Origin of the sequence: Vibrio sp. Makdt, assembly GCF_027587015.1 — a bacterium.
GTDB lineage: Bacteria > Pseudomonadota > Gammaproteobacteria > Enterobacterales > Vibrionaceae > Vibrio > Vibrio chagasii_B.
The window spans coordinates 294,186-311,092 of sequence record NZ_JAPPTH010000004.1 but is presented as its reverse complement, the minus strand read 5'-3'; the positions used below and the strand labels follow the sequence as shown (position 1 = coordinate 311,092).

Below are 16,907 nucleotides of genomic sequence, written 5' to 3'. Positions count from 1 at the left end.
GAGACGTTGGTGGAAAGGAAGCAAGCCTTATTTGGTAAGCCTACTCGTGTGAGTAGTAAATGGTTACCTGTAGTCACTGTCGGTGTTGTCTCTAGCCTTTTGGTTGGTTGTGCAACACCACCGCCGAAACAGCAAGATAACCTATGCAGCATCTTCAGAGAACATCCATCGTGGTATGAAGATGCCTTAGATATGCAAGAAGAGTGGGGCACTCCCATCAACGTAGCGATGGCTTTTGTAAAACAAGAGAGTAGCTTTCGTCATGATGCTCGGCCACCAAAAGATTACATCCTTGGTTTCATCCCTTGGGGCCGTGTAAGCAGCGCTTATGGCTATGCTCAAGCTCAGGATCCCGCTTGGGAAGATTTCCAAAAAGCGACCAACAATGGCGGTTCAAGAACCAACTTTGATGATGCGCTGATGTTTATAGGCTGGTACACCAGCGAAACGCGTCGTCAACTCGGTATCTCGCTATGGGACCCGTACAACCAGTACTTGGCTTACCATGAAGGCCGCGGTGGTTATAAACGTAAGTCGTATAACAGCAAACCATCTTTAATTAAGGTGGCTCGTAAAGTCGAACAGCAAGCAAAAGATTATGGCTGGCAACTGAAACAGTGCCGCAAAGAACTAGAAGACAATCGAAGTTGGTTTTTCTAAAGCCAACCGTCACGGAGAATAGCAATGCCTTTATTAGATAGTTTTACTGTAGATCACACTCGTATGAACGCACCAGCAGTTCGTGTTGCGAAAACAATGCAAACTCCAAAAGGGGATACCATTACGGTATTTGACCTGCGTTTTACGGCACCAAACAAAGATATCCTATCTGAGAAAGGTATCCACACTCTAGAGCACCTATACGCTGGTTTCATGCGTGCTCAACTGAACGGTGCAGACGTAGAGATCATCGATATTTCACCTATGGGCTGTCGTACAGGTTTCTACATGAGCCTGATTGGTACACCTTCAGAGCAGCAAGTTGCTGATGCTTGGTTAGCGGCAATGCAAGACGTGCTGAAAGTTGAGAACCAGAATAAGATCCCTGAGCTGAACGAATACCAGTGTGGTACAGCAGCAATGCACTCTTTGGACGAAGCGAAAGAGATCGCGAATGCCATCATCGCTGCTGGTATCTCAGTAAACAAGAATGACGAACTAGCACTGCCAGAGTCAATGCTTAAAGAGCTTAAAGTCGATTAATCATTTGAGTTGATTCTCGATGAGTAAGATATGAAAAGGCCCGGTTCATTGAACCGGGCCTTTCTGTTTTCTCATGTAGCAGGTCAATAGCGAGCACTATTTGAACCTGTTATCCATTGACGATTTGTGGAAAGACACGTACTAGCTTGATGCGGTTCTCTTCAAGCTCCACAATCTCCATTGGATGACTGGCAACCTGAACACTTAGGTGGCTCTCTGGAATGTCTTCCAGATGTTCAAGTATCAAACCATTTAACGTTCTAGGACCATCGGTTGGGAGAGCCCACTGCAAGCCTTTGTTGATATCACGAATGTTCGCACTGCCTTCAATTAGGAAGCTGCCGTCGCTCTGCGGTGTGATTTCATCAGACAAACTTGGCGCAATTGAAGTGGTAAACTCACCGACAATTTCTTCTAGAATATCTTCTAATGTCACCAAGCCATTGATATCACCGTACTCATCAACGATTAGACCGATGCGCTGTTTGTTGCGTTGGAATTTTAGCAGCTGAATATTGAGTGGGGTTGCTTCAGGAATGAAGTAGATTTCGTCTGCGGCACGCAGCAGAGTCTCTTTGTTGAATTCGTTTTTTTCCAGCATCAAACGATACGCTTCGCGCAGCCTTAGCATGCCAACTACTTCATCAATTTGGTCACGATAAAGAACAACTCGGCCATGAGGGGAGTGGGTCAGCTGGCGAACGATGGATTTCCAATCATCATTAATGTCGATACCGGTAATCTCGTTACGAGGCACCATGATGTCGTTCACCGTAACGTGCTCTAAATCTAGAATAGACACCAACATATCTTGGTGACGTTGAGGTATCAGATTGCCCGCTTCATTTACAACGGTTCTTAGCTCTTCAGAGCTCAAATGATCGGTCGCGTCGTGACTGGCTTTGACACCCAAAATACGAATAAAGCCATTGGTAATGAAGTTCACTAATATCACCAGTGGTGACAGCACCTTCATCAGAATCATTAACAAGATACTGCTGGCGTAGGAGACACGTTCAGGAAACAGAGAAGCGATGGTTTTTGGTGTGACCTCAGCGAATACGAGGATCACGAGAGTCAGGGTACCGGTTGCGACAGCCACACCGATGTCCCCGTAGATACGCATACCAAGAATGGTAGCGATCGCAGAAGCGAGAATGTTGACAAGGTTGTTACCGATGAGAATGAGGCCTATCAACCTGTCGGGGCGGTTCAGAAGTTTTTCTACGCGCTTTGCACCTTTATGACCCGTGTTGGCCAAGTGCTTTAAACGGTAGCGGTTCAAGGACATCATGCCCGTTTCGGAACCAGAGAAATAACCAGAAATTACAATGAGACACGCGAGTAGCGCAAATAAGATACCCGTTGATATGTCGTCCAAAACTATTCTTTTCCTATTTGTGTATCTTGATTAATTTATGACCGAACATGGTCGAGATGTCAATTGAATCTATCTGACTCAATATTTTAAAGGCAAGGTATGCGTGACCTTGCCTTTAATTTGGGTGTTATCTCAGGATGATTTCCTGAACGAAGCGGCTACCGAAGTAGGCTAATGTGAGCATGCTAGCACCTGCAAGGGCGAACCAAGTCACCTTTTGTCCACGCCAGCCTTTTTGGTAATGGCCCCACAGAAGAATGGAGTAGATAACCCAAGCGATAAAAGACAACACGGCTTTGTGTGCTTTACCTTGAGCAAACATGTCTTGTACGAAGATGAAACCAGTCAGTAAGGTACCCGTTAATAAGCCATTACCAATTAGGATGATCTTGAAAAGTTGTCTTTCAACCATCATTAATGGAGGTAGGTTAGGGTTGATAACCAGTGCTTTCTTCTTTTTAAGTTTGTGATCTAGCCACGCAAGTTGCAGTGCGTATAGAGCACCAATCGTGAGCGTCGCGTAAGAGAACAGCGCCAAAGAGATGTGCATCAGCAGTTTTGGGTCATTCTCTAAATGTTTGATGAAGGTACTTGGAAGAAAAGTTGCCGCCATCAAGTTCAGTGCTGCGAAGCTATAAACCACAGGAAGAATGAACCACAGTCTGGTTTTGAGCATAGCACCGCTCATCACTAGAGAAATGATTAAACTGATCAGTGACGCAACGTTTAAGATACTGAGGTTTTGACCACTGGCATTAAAGATTAAATCGCCAAGCAACCAAGCATGGAAAGCTAGAGCAAGTAATGCGCTGATAAACACCGTTTTTACACGGATTCCTGTTTGGTGCACGAGACCTGGAATGATCGTGGAAATCGCCATTGTATAAAGAAAGGCTGCTGCGATCGCAATAAGACTGTCCATGGTATCCATTAAAATGATTACTAATTGGCGAATTATACCTTGCATCGCTCTTTGGGGCTATGGTGAACCTCACTCAATTCCAAGTGAACACCGTCTCACATCACAAGCGTGGATGATTAACGCTCTACAACGGGTATGACTCTAATCCACGCTAATGTATACTCAACTTAATAGTCGCAGGATTGAGCGAAGAGAAAACTATGTTTGATAATTTAACGGATCGTCTATCCAAAACGCTGAAGAATATCAGCGGTAAAGGTCGTCTGACCGAAGACAATATTAAAGATACGCTACGTGAAGTGCGTATGGCGCTTCTTGAAGCTGACGTGGCACTGCCAGTTGTCCGCGATTTTGTTAAGCGTGTAAAAGAAGGCGCTGTGGGTGTTGAGGTTTCTAAGTCTCTAACACCGGGCCAAGAATTCATTAAGATCGTTCAAGCTGAACTTGAAGCGGTGATGGGTGAGTCTAACGAAGCACTTAACCTAGCAGCGCAACCGCCAGCGGTTATCTTAATGGCTGGTCTACAAGGTGCGGGTAAAACCACATCGGTAGGTAAGCTATCTAAATTGCTGACAGAGCGTGACAAGAAGAAAGTATTGGTTGTGTCTGCCGACGTTTACCGTCCTGCGGCGATCAAACAACTTGAAACGTTAGCTAGCGATGTTGGCGTTGACTTCTTCCCATCTTCGGCCGACCAGAAGCCGATTGATATTGCTAACGCTGCAATCGACCACGCGAAGAAGAAATTCTACGACGTGCTACTTGTCGATACTGCGGGTCGTTTAGCGATTGATGAAGAGATGATGGGCGAGATCCAAGAGCTTCATACGGCAATCAACCCAGTTGAAACTCTATTCGTTGTTGATGCTATGACAGGTCAAGATGCGGCGAATACGGCAAAAGCCTTTGGTGATGCGCTTCCACTAACCGGTGTTATCTTAACGAAAGTTGATGGTGATGCGCGTGGTGGTGCGGCGCTGTCTGTTCGTCATATTACAGGCAAGCCAATCAAATTCTTAGGTGTTGGTGAGAAAACTGACGCACTAGAACCATTCCACCCTGATCGTGTTGCTTCTCGTATCTTAGGTATGGGTGACGTTCTGTCGCTTATTGAAGACCTACAGAAAAACGTTGATACCGAGAAAGCAGAGAAGCTGGCTAAGAAGTTCAAAGAGAAGAAAGGTTTTGACCTTGAAGACTTCCGTGAACAGCTAGGACAGATGCAAAACATGGGCGGCATGATGGGCATGATGGATAAACTTCCAGGCATGTCTCAGCTACCAGACAACGTGAAAGATAAAGTTGATGACAAGATGTTCAAGCAGATGGAAGCGATCATCAACTCTATGACCATGAAAGAGCGTCAACGCCCTGAGCTAATCAAAGGCTCACGTAAAAAACGTATTGCCGCTGGTTCTGGTACACAGGTACAAGATGTAAACCGTATGCTTAAGCAGTTCACCCAAATGCAGAAAATGATGAAGAAAATGCAGAAAGGTGGCATGAAAGGCATGATGCGCAACATGCAAGGCATGATGGGCGGCGGTGGCATGGGTGGTATGGGCGGCGGCTTCAACCCGTTCGGTCGATAATCGCCTAATGTAACCTGTAGCACCTTTACTTTTCATAGTGTTATCTGTGTCACAGAAAGTATACAGGCACTATGTTGGTGAAAAAATAGCTAAACCCCTTGCATTGCCCCGGAATAAGAGTAAAATTCCGGGGCTTTAATTTGGCACGAGACCCCAAGCTGTTTAGTGATAAATGGTTATTGGGGTTAATTATTTTATTAAGAAAGCAAAGAGGACGACATGGTAACCATTCGTTTGGCACGTCACGGCGCTAAGAAGCGTCCATTCTATCAAATCGTAGTTGCGGATAGCCGTAACGCTGCAACTGGCCGTTTCATCGAGAAAGTAGGTTTCTTTAACCCTACTGCTCAAGGTCAAGAAGAAGGTCTACGTCTAGACCTAGATCGCGTTAACCACTGGGTTGGTCAAGGCGCATCTCTATCTGATCGTGTAGCTAAGCTAGTTAAAGACGCTCAAAAAGCGGCTTAATTCTTTTTAAAAGAGAAATAGCTTATGTCGATGAAGGGTAAAGAAACGATGAGCAAGCAAGACGAAAAAATTGTTATGGGCAAGTTTGGTGCTACCTATGGCATTCGTGGCTGGCTTAAAGTTTTTTCCTACACAGACAACGCTGAAAGCATATTTGATTACTCTCCTTGGTACGTTAACCAAAAGGGGAAGTGGGTTGAATTCAAAGTAGAAAGCTGGAAGCGCCATAACAAAGGTATGGTGTGTAAGCTGGAAGGTTTTGAGGTTCGCGAGGACGCTCATGTACTGACTAACTTTGAAATCGCAATAGACCCTGCTTCATTACCTGAATTGTCAGAAGAGGAATTCTACTGGCGTGAATTGTTTGGTATGCAAGTTGTAACCACTAAAGGTTACGATCTAGGTGTCGTTACCGACATGCTAGAAACTGGCTCAAACGATGTTCTAGTAATCAAAGCAAATCTTAAGGATGCTTTCGGACAAAAGGAACGGTTAGTACCGTACCTTGAAGAGCAAGTGATCAAGAAAGTTGATCGCGAAGCTCAACGGATCGAAGTTGACTGGGATCCTGGATTCTAACTTTAAAATCATAGAGCGAGAGAACACATGTGGGTTGGCGTAATTAGCCTATTTCCTGAAATGTTCCGTTCAGTTACTGATTTTGGAGTAACGGGTCAAGCGGTAAAGAAAGGTCTTTTATCTATTGAGACATGGAATCCTCGTGATTTCACTCATGATAAACATCGCACTGTTGATGATAGACCTTACGGTGGTGGTCCTGGCATGTTAATGATGGTTCAGCCTTTGCGCGACGCTATCCAAACTGCCAAACAAGCATCACCGGGAAAGACGAAAGTTATCTACCTTTCACCTCAAGGTCGTAAACTCGACCAGAAAGGTGTTGAAGAGCTGGCAACAAACGAGAATTTACTTCTTATTTGTGGTCGCTACGAAGGGGTAGATGAGCGCATCATTCAATCTGAAGTTGACGAAGAATGGTCGATTGGGGATTTTGTGATGACGGGTGGTGAACTGCCAGCCATGACGCTGATTGATTCAGTCTCTCGGTTTGTACCGGGTGTACTTGGAGATTTCGCATCAGCAGAAGAAGATTCTTTTGCAAATGGTTTGCTAGATTGCCCTCACTATACGCGCCCTGAGGTGCTAGACGACAAAGAAGTGCCTTCGGTGCTCAAGTCTGGAAACCATAAGGACATTCGTCGTTGGCGATTAAAACAATCGTTGGGCCGAACTTGGCTAAGAAGACCAGAACTCCTGGAAAACCTAGCTCTGACTGACGAACAGGAACAATTACTGGCTGAATTCATTAAAGAGCAACGCTCTTAACGAAAAGCAAGCAGTAACCTATTAAATTTAGTATCAGTTTATTCTAGGAATTTATACAAATGAGCAACATCATTAAGGCTCTTGAAGAAGAGCAACTAAAATCAGACCTTCCTAAATTCGCACCAGGTGACACTGTTGTAGTTCAGGTTAAGGTAAAAGAAGGTGACCGTGAGCGTCTACAGGCTTTCGAAGGCGTAGTAATCGCTATTCGTAACCGTGGTCTTCACTCTGCATTCACAGTTCGTAAGATCTCGAACGGTGAAGGTGTAGAGCGTGCGTTCCAAACTCACTCTCCAATGGTTGATAGCATCGAAGTTAAACGCCGTGGTGCAGTACGTCGTGCCAAGTTGTACTACCTACGTGAGCGTTCTGGTAAGTCTGCTCGTATTAAAGAGAAGCTTGCTAAGAAGTAATTCTTTTTGCATTCTATCGATAAAAGCGGAGCCATTTGGCTCCGCTTTTTTGTGCCTGCTATTTAGAGCTTTGAAAGTAAGAGATCCCCAACTCGTTCGTCCCTCACTCTTGGGGATGACGGGAGGTTTTATGTACGAATTAGTACATCAAACCAAAGGGCTCGCTATGAGAGGACTGGGGCATCAATCCTGTCTGTGAGGAAGTACAGTAGTCTGCATTTGGTTTGTGATGCTATGTATCTAGCTTAGAGACATTAGCTCCGGGCTAGCCTGTTCCTTATTTATGGAGGTGGCAGAGTAAACCGAACACTGAAGTTACCGTCATTCCCTAGACTGACGGAGGAAGGAGTAGGGAATCTCTTTTAGCAAACCCCAAACTAGCGGACATAAAAAAGGGTTGACGCAAAACTCCAACCCTTAACAATTCTTCTCGAATCTCGAATCTCGAATCTCGAATCTCGAATCTCGAATCTCGAATCTCGAATCTCGAATCTTAGTACTGGTCTTCCGACCAACCATCGCTATCAGACATATCTGGTGCGCCAGCGATACTGTTCTCTTCGTCTGCCCATTCACCGAAATCAATCATCTGACATTGCTTACTGCAAAACGGACGGTGTGGGCTCTGTTCACCCCATTCAACGTCAGTATTACATTGAGGGCATTTAACGATGGTGATTTTGTTCGACATAGTGATTCTTAATTAGAGGGTGTAATAACAAAGAGTTTAGGCTCAAGTGTTCACTCAAGCCAAACGCTAAAGGAAATTAATTAGGTGCAGATAGCCAGCTCAAATTCGATATCTTGAGTACAGGCTTGTCCTGTTTCAAAACTCATGAATTTAACAGCAAAGCGGTTTTTGTGCCCTGAGATCATCGGGTAGGCACCGTATTGCATCGGAATGGATAGGCGAAGGATATTCGCTTCTTCAGCATCGCTCTGGAAGAAGCCAGCGCGAGCAATTTGCTCTTTAAAGTGACCAGTCTCTCGGGTTAGCTTTAACCATAGCGTTAGCGCTTCATACAGAGGCTGTAGGCTATCCATCCACGCCTTGGCATCTCTCATTCTCTTATCCAGAGGGAGGTGTAACCAATAATGCAGCGCTGGTAGGTCAAAGCAGCATGAACCGCCAGGCAGATTAAAACGCTGGCGAATGGCACTTAGGAAGCGGTCTTCTTTGAGAGATTGACCAAAACGCTCCGCGTGCATTAAATCACGATAGATGTTGCCAATGTCATTGAGCAGTGACGTAAGCATCTCTTGATCGACACCTTCAACGTCTAACCAGCTTTTGTAGGTGACACGTTGCTTCTCAAGATCTTTTGCAAGTTCGCTCTTGAGTTGGATCTGTTCGAAGATTTCAATCAGATCGAAGATAGAGCGGAAAAAGAGTTGATACTGTTGAGCATCGGAAAATGTAGAAGACAGGTGTAACTGCCTCAAGAGCGATTCCACTCTTAGGTAGATGCGTGTTTTCTCATTTAGAGGATGTTCAAATTTGTGGGTGATCATCGAGCAAGCCTTCATTCAACATAGTTCTATTCTGACCCATCTACTGTACTGATTGCCAGATACTTTTTATGTAAATCTGTGATTTGCGGCAAAAGTTCTTGGTTTTTAGTATGGTTTTTAATCACGTCATCTGCAACTGCTAAGCGTTGTTCTCTTGAAGCTTGTGATTTCAAAATTGATGCAACTTGTTCCCTAGAAACATTGTCACGGTTCATCGTTCGTTCAATTTGCACTTCTGTAGGCACATCAACAATTAATACGCGATCCGTCATTCCTTGCATCTGGTTTTCAACCAATAGAGGTGCGACTAATAAACCATAGGGAGAGGTGACTTTAGACAGGTCACTGTCAATTTTGTCACGGATCATGGGATGAAGAAGATCATTGAGCCATTGTTTTTGCTCTAGGTCTGAGAAGATCAGCTCGCGCAGTTTAGATCGATTGAGTGTGCCATCTTCAAGCAAGATGGTTTCACCAAAATGAGCAGTAATCTGTTTTAGTCCATCACTGCCTAACGCAACCACTTCACGTGCCACGATATCGGCGTCGACAATATCAATGCCAAAATGTTCGTTGAATAGGTTAGCGACAGTCGTTTTTCCACTGGCTATACCGCCACTTAATCCGATAATGATTGCCATGGTTACATTCCTAATACTGAAGTGAAATACCAACCCATGATGTCGTTACCCCACATCAAGCTTACCCAACCAGCAATCGCAAGGTAAGGGCCGAATGGGAAGGCTTTATCAATGCCTTGCTGTTTCAAGCGCAGCTGAATCAAACCAAACACCAGGCCAACAAGCGAAGACAGCAGGATGATCATCGGTAGATGCTGCCAACCCAGCCATGCGCCAAGTGCAGCCAGTAACTTGAAGTCACCGTAACCCATGCCTTCTTTACCTGTCAGCAGTTTGAACAGCCAGTACACGGACCATAACGCGAGGTAGCCAGCCATAGCGCCGACTACTGAGTCTTGAAGCGATACTGGGCTGATATTAAATAGGGCTAAAGCGATACCAGACCAAACTAACGGTAAGGTAACTTGATCAGGCAATAGCATGGTGTCGAGGTCGATGAAAGTCGCGGTAATTAGTGCAAAGGTAAAAAATATCAGTGCAATAGCGTAAAAACTGAAACCAAAATGACTCGCGACAACTGTGCAAAGTATTGCGGTCAGCAGTTCAACCAGAGGGTAGCGAATGCTGATCGGTGTGGCACAACTGTGACACTTGCCCTTCAAGAATAACCAGCTTAACACTGGAATATTGTCGACGATTCTTAATTGAGTTTTACATTTAGGGCAGGTTGAGCGAGGAACACTGAGGTTGAACTTACCTTCTGGCGCAGGGATTTTATATTGTGAGAAATACTCCGAGCACTCTTGTTGCCATTCGCGTTCCATCATAATAGGTAAACGATGTATGACGACGTTAAGGAAGCTGCCAATCAGAAGGCTAAAAATGAATGCTAATACCGGGAATAGCCAAGGATAGTAGTGAAATACTTCCATAGTGTCCTTTACCACTTAATCAAGATGAGTAGAGGTTTCTACTCATGAGTGTTGAGTTGCTTTTGGCTATCCTAACACACTCATAAGATTAAAGATCGGTAAGTACATCGCAACCACAAGACCGCCTACGACGGATCCTAAAAACACAATGATCAGCGGTTCTAATATTTTGCCCAAATTATCGACGGTGTTGTCGACTTCAAACTCGTAAATCGAGGCGACTTTGTTGAGCATTTCATCAAGGTTGCCTGACTCTTCGCCAATCATCACCATCTGCAACATCATCTCAGGAAAGGCGTTGGTATTTCGCATTGCGATATACATTGGAATGCCCGCAGCGGTTTCGCGATGTACTTCGATGATTGCCGATTCATAGTGCAAATTACCTGTGGTTTTGGCTGTGGTTTTTAGACTCATGAGAATGGGGATACCAGAACCGAAACTGGTTGATAGTGTGCGACTGAATTTGGCAATGGAGGCTTTTGCCATAACACCGCCTAGAATTGGAAACCTTAACCCTAAGCGGCTGGTCGATAATCGAATCGAGTAGGAACGCTGACAGAGTTGATAGATAACTAATGCTGCTAACCCTGCACCTACAAATGTATAAAAGCTGTATGCCTGCATCCAATGAGAAAGCTCTAGTACTTGCTGTGTAAACCAAGGGAGGTCGGCACCAAAGCCTGAAAACATCGACTCAAACTCAGGAATCACCATGGTCAGCATTAAATAGGAGACAGTAAGTGCGACAGTGACCACCATTGCAGGATAGATGAGCGCCTTGATGACTTTAGACTTGAGCTGTTCACTCTTCTCACGATAGGTCGCTAAGCGTTCAAAGACTTGCGCAAGGTTACCCGAGAGCTCACCCGTTGCGACTAAATCGGTATAGAGGTCATCAAAGTGACGACTTGCGGTTCGCATCGCTTTTGAGATAGGTGTACCAGCTTCAACACCTTTACAGATGTGTGACAGGATAGATTTCATTTCAGCTTTGCGGTGGTTATCTGAGACCAACTTAATCGCCTGCACAATCGGAACTCCGGTTCCTAACATAGTCGCAAGTTGGCGGGTCAATACGGTGATATCCCGAGATTTAACTCTATGGGTTAAACGCGTCAGTGCCGAGATGCTTTTCTTTTTGATTTTCTTTATCTGGATATGCTGATCTTTGAGCTTTTCACGTACTTCTAATTCGGTAAGAGCTAAGGTTTGCCCTGAAACTTTTTTACCAGAGCTATTGATGCCTTTCCAGTGGTAGCTTTTTAATTGTGATTGCTTAGTTTTGCTGATCATTGAAGCTCCAATGGATTATAGGTACAGAACACGTTGCAGCTCTTGATAGCTGGTGGTGCCTTCAAGTAGCTTATCTAATCCTGACTCTTGCAGTGTGCGCATCCCTTCTCGGCGGGCGAGGTCTTCAACCTCCAGCGCATTCGGTTTGCTGATAAGGCTATTTTTGAGTTTGTCGGTGAATGGCATCACTTCATAAATTCCGACACGCCCAGAATAGCCTTGATTGCACTCGTTACACCCTTGTGGGTTAGCCTTATAAATGGTTTTGCTGTTAGGTATTGAGTGACGCAGGAAGATGTCTGGTGAGTCGTCAATGACTTTGCATTGGCTACACAAGCGTCTTGCCAGTCGTTGGGCAATGATCAAGCTCAACGATGAGGCTAAGTTAAAGGGCTCAATCCCCATATGAGCGAGTCGGGTAACGGTTTCTGCCGCAGAGTTGGTATGGAGCGTTGAAAGTACTAAGTGACCGGTTTGCGATGCTTTGATGGCGATCTCTGCGGTTTCTAAATCACGGATCTCACCTACCATCACCACATCTGGATCTTGTCTTAAAAACGAGCGCAGGGCTTCAGCGAACCCGAAGCCGATCTTTGGCATCACTTGCACTTGATTGATGCCACACAGGTTAATCTCTACCGGATCTTCCGCGGTGGAGATATTACGTTCTGTGGTGTTCAACACTCGAAGGCCGGTATAAAGCGAGACGGTTTTTCCGCTGCCAGTAGGGCCTGTCATTAAGATCATTCCTTGTGGGCGTTTTAGTGCATTTAGATACAGTGTTTTTTGATCGTCGCTGTAACCGAGATTATCGATATCGAGATTAGCTGCGCTGCTATCAAGTAGCCTCAGTACAATTTTCTCGCCCCACAAGGTAGGCAGTGTTGAGACGCGCATATCAATCGCAAGCTCATCATTCAGGCGCAACTTGATGCGTCCATCTTGAGGTAAACGACGCTCGGCAATATCAAGCTTGGCGAGAATTTTTAAACGGGCGGATAAACGACGGCTTAGGTGAGAGGCGGGTTGCTGGATTTCAACCAATATACCGTCACAACGCAGGCGAACACGGTAGTGCTCTTCGTAAGGTTCAAAATGGATATCGGATGCGCCTTTACGTACCGCATCGACCAGTATCTGGTTGATAAAACGACTAACCGGAGAGTCGTCTTGGCTAAGGTCTTCAATCGACGCGAGCTCGTCGTCAGACACTTCAACTAGGTTAGCCAGCTCATCTTGGGTGATCTCTTTACGCTTAGAATCTTGTCCGGAAATAGAGCGACCATACAGCTTTCGTATTGCACCTTCGAGTTCCGAGTAATTGGCGACTGTCAGTTCTATCTGCAACCCGGTCGCAAAACGAAAATCATCTTCCGCTTGTAAGTCGGTCGGGTCGGCTGAAGCCAGTGTGAGCGTCGAATTAGAGACTGAGATCGGGATAGCACGGTATTTGGTGATCAGTTCACGTAGCCCTAGTTGATCACATAAGGCTTCATAATCGGTGTTGCTCAATTGAACTAACGGTAAGCCGAAGATGGCTTGTATATTGTTTGCTAAGGAGTCGCTCGTGAAGAGATCAAGAACGAGTAAAGCTTCAGGTGTTGAAATACCTGAAGCTTGTACATGTTCCGCCACGGCTTGTTCTTGAGTCAGGCTAATTAAATCAGCCTGACGGAGAACGGTTGGGAGGTTGGTGAGCACTATTGACAGCTTTTCGGAAGGAGATTTGAAGAGACAGCTGTTCCGGTTGTCCCTGTTCTGCAGATCCAAGTACCGTTATTATCGCGGTTTAATTCAAAAGTTCTACCTGATACCAAAGTGCTCACACCTGAGCTTGCACTTGTTGCAAATTCAAATGTAATTGTGCCTGAAGCAGCGCTTGCACCTGTTCCTTGTCCTGTAAAGTCTATATCACCTAAGTCTAATGAAACTGGTGCCCCCAAGTCATTTTCACTACCTGCTGCAGGGAATGTCCCATTTTCTACAGTAGATGCCTCTACATTGGTCTTAAGCCCCGTCAGAGTAGTTAGTGCAGAAGCTACTTCCGCTTTAGCAACATATTGTTGATACTGAGGTATCGCAATTGCAGAGAGAACCCCAATAACCGCAACCACAATCATCAATTCAATCAGTGTGAAACCTTTCTGATTCGTTCTTTTGTTCTTGTTATTCATTGTCTAATTCCATTCTTTAGTTTGTTTCAGTGCAAGCACAAGATGGTAGAGAGAATAGAAGTCGAGGGGGGGAAGTGGAATGGTGTTCAGGTGCGGTCGCGAGTGGTTTTGAATTTATTGAATAGCTGTTGCATATAGCACGCAAATTTATGCGATCAACTTAAATAACGGTTTGAAATACTGATAATTAAGGCAATAAAAAAGGCACTGTCATCAACAGTGCCTTTATAGAAACTATTTACTATTCAGTAAATTACGCTTTGAACCTCATTGATAGGTCCATTGCTTTTAGGTGCTTGGTCAATGCACCTACCGAGATGTAATCAACACCCGTTTCAGCGAACTCAGCGATAGTGTCTAGCGTCACGTTACCAGAGTTTTCTAGTGCAGCACGGCCAGCGTTGATCTTCACAGCTTCACGCATCATGTCAGTGGTGAAGTTGTCTAGCATGATGATGTCTGCGCCCGCATTGATAGCTTGCTCTAGCTCTTCTAGGCTCTCAGTTTCCACTTCAACAGGCTTACCCGGGTTGAGCTCTTTTGCTGTTGAGATAGCTTTTTCAATACCGCCACATGCGATGATGTGGTTTTCTTTGATTAAGTAGGCATCGAAAACACCGATACGGTGGTTGAAACCGCCACCACAAGCCACAGCGTATTTTAGTGCACTACGTAGGCCTGGGATGGTTTTACGAGTATCTAGCAGACGGCACTCTGTGTGTTTGATTTTGTCAGCATAGATAGCGGTTGCTGTCGCACAACCAGATAGCGTTTGAATGAAGTTCATTGCGTTACGCTCACCAGTCAATAGTGCGCGTGCTGGGCCAGTTAGGGTGCAAAGCGTTTGGTTTGGTTCTACCTTATCGCCATCTTCTACGTTCCACTCGATAGTCACTTCACCGCCTAGCTGCTTAAACACCTCATCAGCCCATGCTTTACCACAGAATACACCGTGTTCACGAGTGATGATGGTTGCGCTGTTGATAGCGTCAGCTGGGATTAGACTTGCCGTAATATCAGCCGCTGGATCTAACGTACCGCCTAGGTCTTCTTTGATTGTTTCTGCGACTGCTCGAGTAATCTCGAGAGGCAGTTGCTCTTTTAAGTAGTCAAGGCGTTGGTGGCTGTTATGTGTGTTTTTCATCGCAAATCTAATCTTGAAAGGGAGTGGGAATGGAATGATACTCTTGCTTAACTTCAAATTAAAGAGGCTAGCGTGACTGCTCCATGGGCAAGGTCACAATCTACTGTGCTAGCAAAAAAAAGAAAGCGAGACCAAGATGACGATCTGCTCCAAAGGATGGTACGAAAACGCTCGGCATGTTCCTTCCCCGTATTTTGACGCTCGGCCGAGTGTCGGTGATATCTCTCTGCTGGTGGTCCACAATATTAGCCTGCCACCGGGGCAATTTGGTGGACCTTATATCGAGCAGTTCTTTACGGGCCAGCTTGAGCCCGCGGAACACCCGTTTTTCAAGGTGATTCATCAAATGGGCGTATCTGCTCACTGCTTGATTCGCCGTGATGGTGAAGTGGTGCAGTTCGTTTCTTTCCTAGACAGGGCTTGGCATGCCGGCCAATCGAGCTTTGCTGGTCGTGAAAGGTGTAATGATTACTCTATTGGGATTGAATTAGAGGGCAGTGACTTTATTGCCTATACAGAGCAGCAGTATCAAGCCTTGACTGAGCTAACGGAAACACTGGTCTCAAGTTTTCCTCAGATCACTAATGAACGTATCACTGGCCATCAATACATAGCACCTTTACGCAAAACAGACCCTGGGTTGGTCTTCGACTGGACAAAATTTAAAGGCAAATTGCGCTTCTAATCCCTAATCCTATTTATGGCTCTGCCAATTGCAGAGCCTTGCTTAATCAACGCTTAGCATAACCACTTGTGATTTTTTGTTGTTGCAATGTAAAGAAAGTGGTTCGTTGATGGGTGTCAATAAATCAAGAGTGTGACGAGCTTATCAAACACCCAGATATTAAAGCTTATGAACAGAAATTTCCCCTCAAATGTGCGCTTGGTTCGATTTTTGACCGACTTAGACTAATCTTTCTGAAACAATTCATTTTTATCCTGAAACTTTCTAGCACGAGTACTCCCCAAAAGTATTACCGCTGTAAATGGTAAGACCAATTTGGTTGCTGTTTTAAATTTCATTTGTTAAATCGTGGTTAATTCACACTGCGTTCTATGATGCAGGTCAATTTTACGCTGGACAGTGGCGTTTTAATTATGTTAATTTCTGCCCAACTTAAAATTGGTATTACCAATTGTCAGCGAAGAAAAAGAAGAACAACAAACTATGGCTTATCAAAGGATTCGTCAGCCAAAACTCTCCGATGTTATCGAACAAGAGTTAGAAAGGTTGATTGTGGAAGGAACACTGGCTCCAGGGCAGCAGCTGCCGCCTGAGCGCGAACTGGCGAAACAGTTCGATGTGTCTCGTCCTTCAATCCGAGAAGCGATACAACGTTTAGAAGCAAAACGCTTGCTTACTCGCCGTCAAGGTGGAGGTACGTTTGTTAGCGAAAATATCTGGAAAAGCTTTTCAGATCCTTTGCTTAATTTGTTGTCATCCCATTCTGAAACCCAACTAGACTTGTTGGAATCGCGTCATGCGATGGAAGGGATTTCGGCTTACTTCGCGGCATTGCGTGGAACCGATGAAGACTTTGCTCGTATTCAAGCCTGCCAAGAAAAAATTCACGGCGCGCAAGAGAAGGGTGATATTGAAGCCGAATCTGCAGCGGTGATGGCTTTTCTTATTGCTTTAACAGAGGCAGCGCACAATGTGGTGTTATTGCACATTGTTCGTAGCTTGGCTCCGTTACTCGAACAAAACGTCTTAGAAAATTTAAAGCTGTTGCATCGTCGTAAAGACGTTGTGGAGAAAGTGAGTATACATCGAGCTAATATCGTAGATGCGATCGTTTCTGGCCAGCCTGAGAAGGCGCGTGAAATGTCACACTCTCATTTAGCTTACATCGAAGAAACATTGCTGGATTTGACGAAGGAAGAATCGCGCCGCGAACGTTCTCTACGTCGAATTCAACAGGGTAAATAGCCGTAATACTTC

18 protein-coding genes and 1 pseudogene are annotated in these 16,907 nt (G+C 45.1%); 9 read left to right on the top strand and 10 right to left on the bottom strand.

The features are described from left to right. Positions 1–9: 9 nt before the first annotated feature. On the top strand, positions 10–660 hold the full coding sequence (locus tag OH460_RS07185; RefSeq protein ID WP_239931035.1) for a transglycosylase SLT domain-containing protein: 651 nt from the start codon (positions 10–12) through the stop codon (positions 658–660). A gap of 24 nt (positions 661–684) precedes the next feature. Further along, complete coding sequence (gene luxS, locus OH460_RS07180) at positions 685–1,203, top strand: S-ribosylhomocysteine lyase (protein ID WP_171731672.1); 519 nt, start codon at positions 685–687, stop codon at positions 1,201–1,203. A 109-nt stretch (positions 1,204–1,312) separates the two neighbouring features. Here luxS and OH460_RS07175 read toward each other — a convergent pair whose 3' ends face one another. Both OH460_RS07175 and OH460_RS07170 read right to left on the bottom strand, forming a co-directional pair. Continuing rightward, positions 1,313–2,584, bottom strand: a complete 1,272-nt coding sequence (locus tag OH460_RS07175; RefSeq protein ID WP_008221067.1) for an HlyC/CorC family transporter — start codon at positions 2,582–2,584, stop codon at positions 1,313–1,315. Between the two features lie 127 nt (positions 2,585–2,711). Continuing rightward, the gene (locus OH460_RS07170) at positions 2,712–3,506 is read right to left on the bottom strand and encodes a cytochrome C assembly family protein (RefSeq protein ID WP_004738143.1); all 795 of its coding nucleotides are present in this window, start codon (positions 3,504–3,506) and stop codon (positions 2,712–2,714) included. A 200-nt stretch (positions 3,507–3,706) separates the two neighbouring features. Between OH460_RS07170 and ffh the strand changes: the two genes are divergently transcribed. The 5 genes from ffh (at position 3,707) to rplS (ending at position 7,326) form a co-directional block, all read left to right on the top strand. Next, positions 3,707–5,098 (top strand): signal recognition particle protein, encoded by a 1,392-nt coding sequence (ffh, locus tag OH460_RS07165; RefSeq protein WP_061032466.1) that lies wholly within the window; start codon positions 3,707–3,709, stop codon positions 5,096–5,098. Between the two features lie 219 nt (positions 5,099–5,317). Next, on the top strand, positions 5,318–5,566 hold the full coding sequence (gene rpsP / locus OH460_RS07160) for a 30S ribosomal protein S16 (RefSeq protein WP_004410028.1): 249 nt from the start codon (positions 5,318–5,320) through the stop codon (positions 5,564–5,566). 24 nt (positions 5,567–5,590) lie between these two features. After that, complete coding sequence (gene rimM, locus OH460_RS07155) at positions 5,591–6,145, top strand: ribosome maturation factor RimM (protein WP_061032467.1); 555 nt, start codon at positions 5,591–5,593, stop codon at positions 6,143–6,145. Between the two features lie 27 nt (positions 6,146–6,172). Then, the gene (trmD, locus tag OH460_RS07150; RefSeq protein WP_061032468.1) at positions 6,173–6,913 is read left to right on the top strand and encodes a tRNA (guanosine(37)-N1)-methyltransferase TrmD; all 741 of its coding nucleotides are present in this window, start codon (positions 6,173–6,175) and stop codon (positions 6,911–6,913) included. A gap of 59 nt (positions 6,914–6,972) precedes the next feature. Further along, a complete protein-coding gene (gene rplS / locus OH460_RS07145) occupies positions 6,973–7,326 on the top strand; it encodes a 50S ribosomal protein L19 (RefSeq protein ID WP_004738151.1) in 354 nt (117 codons plus the stop codon). Between the two features lie 493 nt (positions 7,327–7,819). Here the strand turns inward: rplS and yacG are convergent, their stop codons facing one another. From yacG to nadC, 8 genes are all read right to left on the bottom strand, one after another. Next, on the bottom strand, positions 7,820–8,017 hold the full coding sequence (gene yacG / locus OH460_RS07140; RefSeq protein ID WP_008222354.1) for a DNA gyrase inhibitor YacG: 198 nt from the start codon (positions 8,015–8,017) through the stop codon (positions 7,820–7,822). Between the two features lie 80 nt (positions 8,018–8,097). Then, a complete protein-coding gene (gene zapD, locus OH460_RS07135; protein ID WP_061032469.1) occupies positions 8,098–8,838 on the bottom strand; it encodes a cell division protein ZapD in 741 nt (246 codons plus the stop codon). A gap of 26 nt (positions 8,839–8,864) precedes the next feature. Continuing rightward, positions 8,865–9,479 carry a dephospho-CoA kinase gene (gene coaE / locus OH460_RS07130; RefSeq protein WP_269996184.1) on the bottom strand — a complete coding sequence of 205 codons (615 nt, stop codon included), beginning with the start codon at positions 9,477–9,479 and terminating at the stop codon, positions 8,865–8,867. A gap of 2 nt (positions 9,480–9,481) precedes the next feature. Continuing rightward, positions 9,482–10,351: a prepilin peptidase gene (locus OH460_RS07125; RefSeq protein ID WP_269996182.1), complete on the bottom strand. Its 870-nt coding sequence runs from the start codon at positions 10,349–10,351 to the stop codon at positions 9,482–9,484. A 66-nt stretch (positions 10,352–10,417) separates the two neighbouring features. Beyond that, the gene (locus OH460_RS07120; RefSeq protein WP_269996180.1) at positions 10,418–11,647 is read right to left on the bottom strand and encodes a type II secretion system F family protein; all 1,230 of its coding nucleotides are present in this window, start codon (positions 11,645–11,647) and stop codon (positions 10,418–10,420) included. Positions 11,648–11,662: 15 nt separating this feature from the next. Continuing rightward, positions 11,663–13,348, bottom strand: coding sequence for a type IV-A pilus assembly ATPase PilB (gene pilB, locus OH460_RS07115; RefSeq protein ID WP_269996178.1), 1,686 nt, complete (start codon positions 13,346–13,348; stop codon positions 11,663–11,665). After that, a complete protein-coding gene (locus OH460_RS07110; protein WP_269996177.1) occupies positions 13,348–13,821 on the bottom strand; it encodes a pilin in 474 nt (157 codons plus the stop codon). The genes pilB and OH460_RS07110 overlap by 1 nt, the downstream gene beginning before the upstream one ends. 253 nt (positions 13,822–14,074) lie before the next feature. Continuing rightward, the gene (nadC, locus tag OH460_RS07105; RefSeq protein WP_004738163.1) at positions 14,075–14,965 is read right to left on the bottom strand and encodes a carboxylating nicotinate-nucleotide diphosphorylase; all 891 of its coding nucleotides are present in this window, start codon (positions 14,963–14,965) and stop codon (positions 14,075–14,077) included. An 83-nt stretch (positions 14,966–15,048) separates the two neighbouring features. Between nadC and ampD the strand changes: the two are divergent. After that, a pseudogene (gene ampD / locus OH460_RS07100) lies at positions 15,049–15,650 on the top strand (1,6-anhydro-N-acetylmuramyl-L-alanine amidase AmpD). Positions 15,651–16,133: 483 nt separating this feature from the next. Next, the gene (gene pdhR / locus OH460_RS07095; protein ID WP_008222726.1) at positions 16,134–16,895 is read left to right on the top strand and encodes a pyruvate dehydrogenase complex transcriptional repressor PdhR; all 762 of its coding nucleotides are present in this window, start codon (positions 16,134–16,136) and stop codon (positions 16,893–16,895) included. The last annotated feature ends 12 nt before the right edge of the window (positions 16,896–16,907 follow it).

What these genes read in the sequence shown, in the direction of transcription:
- luxS (WP_171731672.1), top strand. Translation starts at nt 685, where the DNA reads ATGCCTTTATTAGATAGTTTTACTGTAGATCACACTCGTATGAACGCA.
- nadC (WP_004738163.1), bottom strand. Translation starts at nt 14,965, where the DNA reads ATGAAAAACACACATAACAGCCACCAACGCCTTGACTACTTAAAAGAG.
- coaE (WP_269996184.1), bottom strand. Translation starts at nt 9,479, where the DNA reads ATGGCAATCATTATCGGATTAAGTGGCGGTATAGCCAGTGGAAAAACG.
- OH460_RS07125 (WP_269996182.1), bottom strand. Translation starts at nt 10,351, where the DNA reads ATGGAAGTATTTCACTACTATCCTTGGCTATTCCCGGTATTAGCATTC.
- trmD (WP_061032468.1), top strand. Translation starts at nt 6,173, where the DNA reads ATGTGGGTTGGCGTAATTAGCCTATTTCCTGAAATGTTCCGTTCAGTT.
- OH460_RS07110 (WP_269996177.1), bottom strand. Translation starts at nt 13,821, where the DNA reads ATGAATAACAAGAACAAAAGAACGAATCAGAAAGGTTTCACACTGATT.
- ffh (WP_061032466.1), top strand. Translation starts at nt 3,707, where the DNA reads ATGTTTGATAATTTAACGGATCGTCTATCCAAAACGCTGAAGAATATC.
- OH460_RS07170 (WP_004738143.1), bottom strand. Translation starts at nt 3,506, where the DNA reads ATGGACAGTCTTATTGCGATCGCAGCAGCCTTTCTTTATACAATGGCG.
- rplS (WP_004738151.1), top strand. Translation starts at nt 6,973, where the DNA reads ATGAGCAACATCATTAAGGCTCTTGAAGAAGAGCAACTAAAATCAGAC.
- rimM (WP_061032467.1), top strand. Translation starts at nt 5,591, where the DNA reads ATGTCGATGAAGGGTAAAGAAACGATGAGCAAGCAAGACGAAAAAATT.
- yacG (WP_008222354.1), bottom strand. Translation starts at nt 8,017, where the DNA reads ATGTCGAACAAAATCACCATCGTTAAATGCCCTCAATGTAATACTGAC.
- OH460_RS07120 (WP_269996180.1), bottom strand. Translation starts at nt 11,647, where the DNA reads ATGATCAGCAAAACTAAGCAATCACAATTAAAAAGCTACCACTGGAAA.
- rpsP (WP_004410028.1), top strand. Translation starts at nt 5,318, where the DNA reads ATGGTAACCATTCGTTTGGCACGTCACGGCGCTAAGAAGCGTCCATTC.
- pdhR (WP_008222726.1), top strand. Translation starts at nt 16,134, where the DNA reads ATGGCTTATCAAAGGATTCGTCAGCCAAAACTCTCCGATGTTATCGAA.
- zapD (WP_061032469.1), bottom strand. Translation starts at nt 8,838, where the DNA reads ATGATCACCCACAAATTTGAACATCCTCTAAATGAGAAAACACGCATC.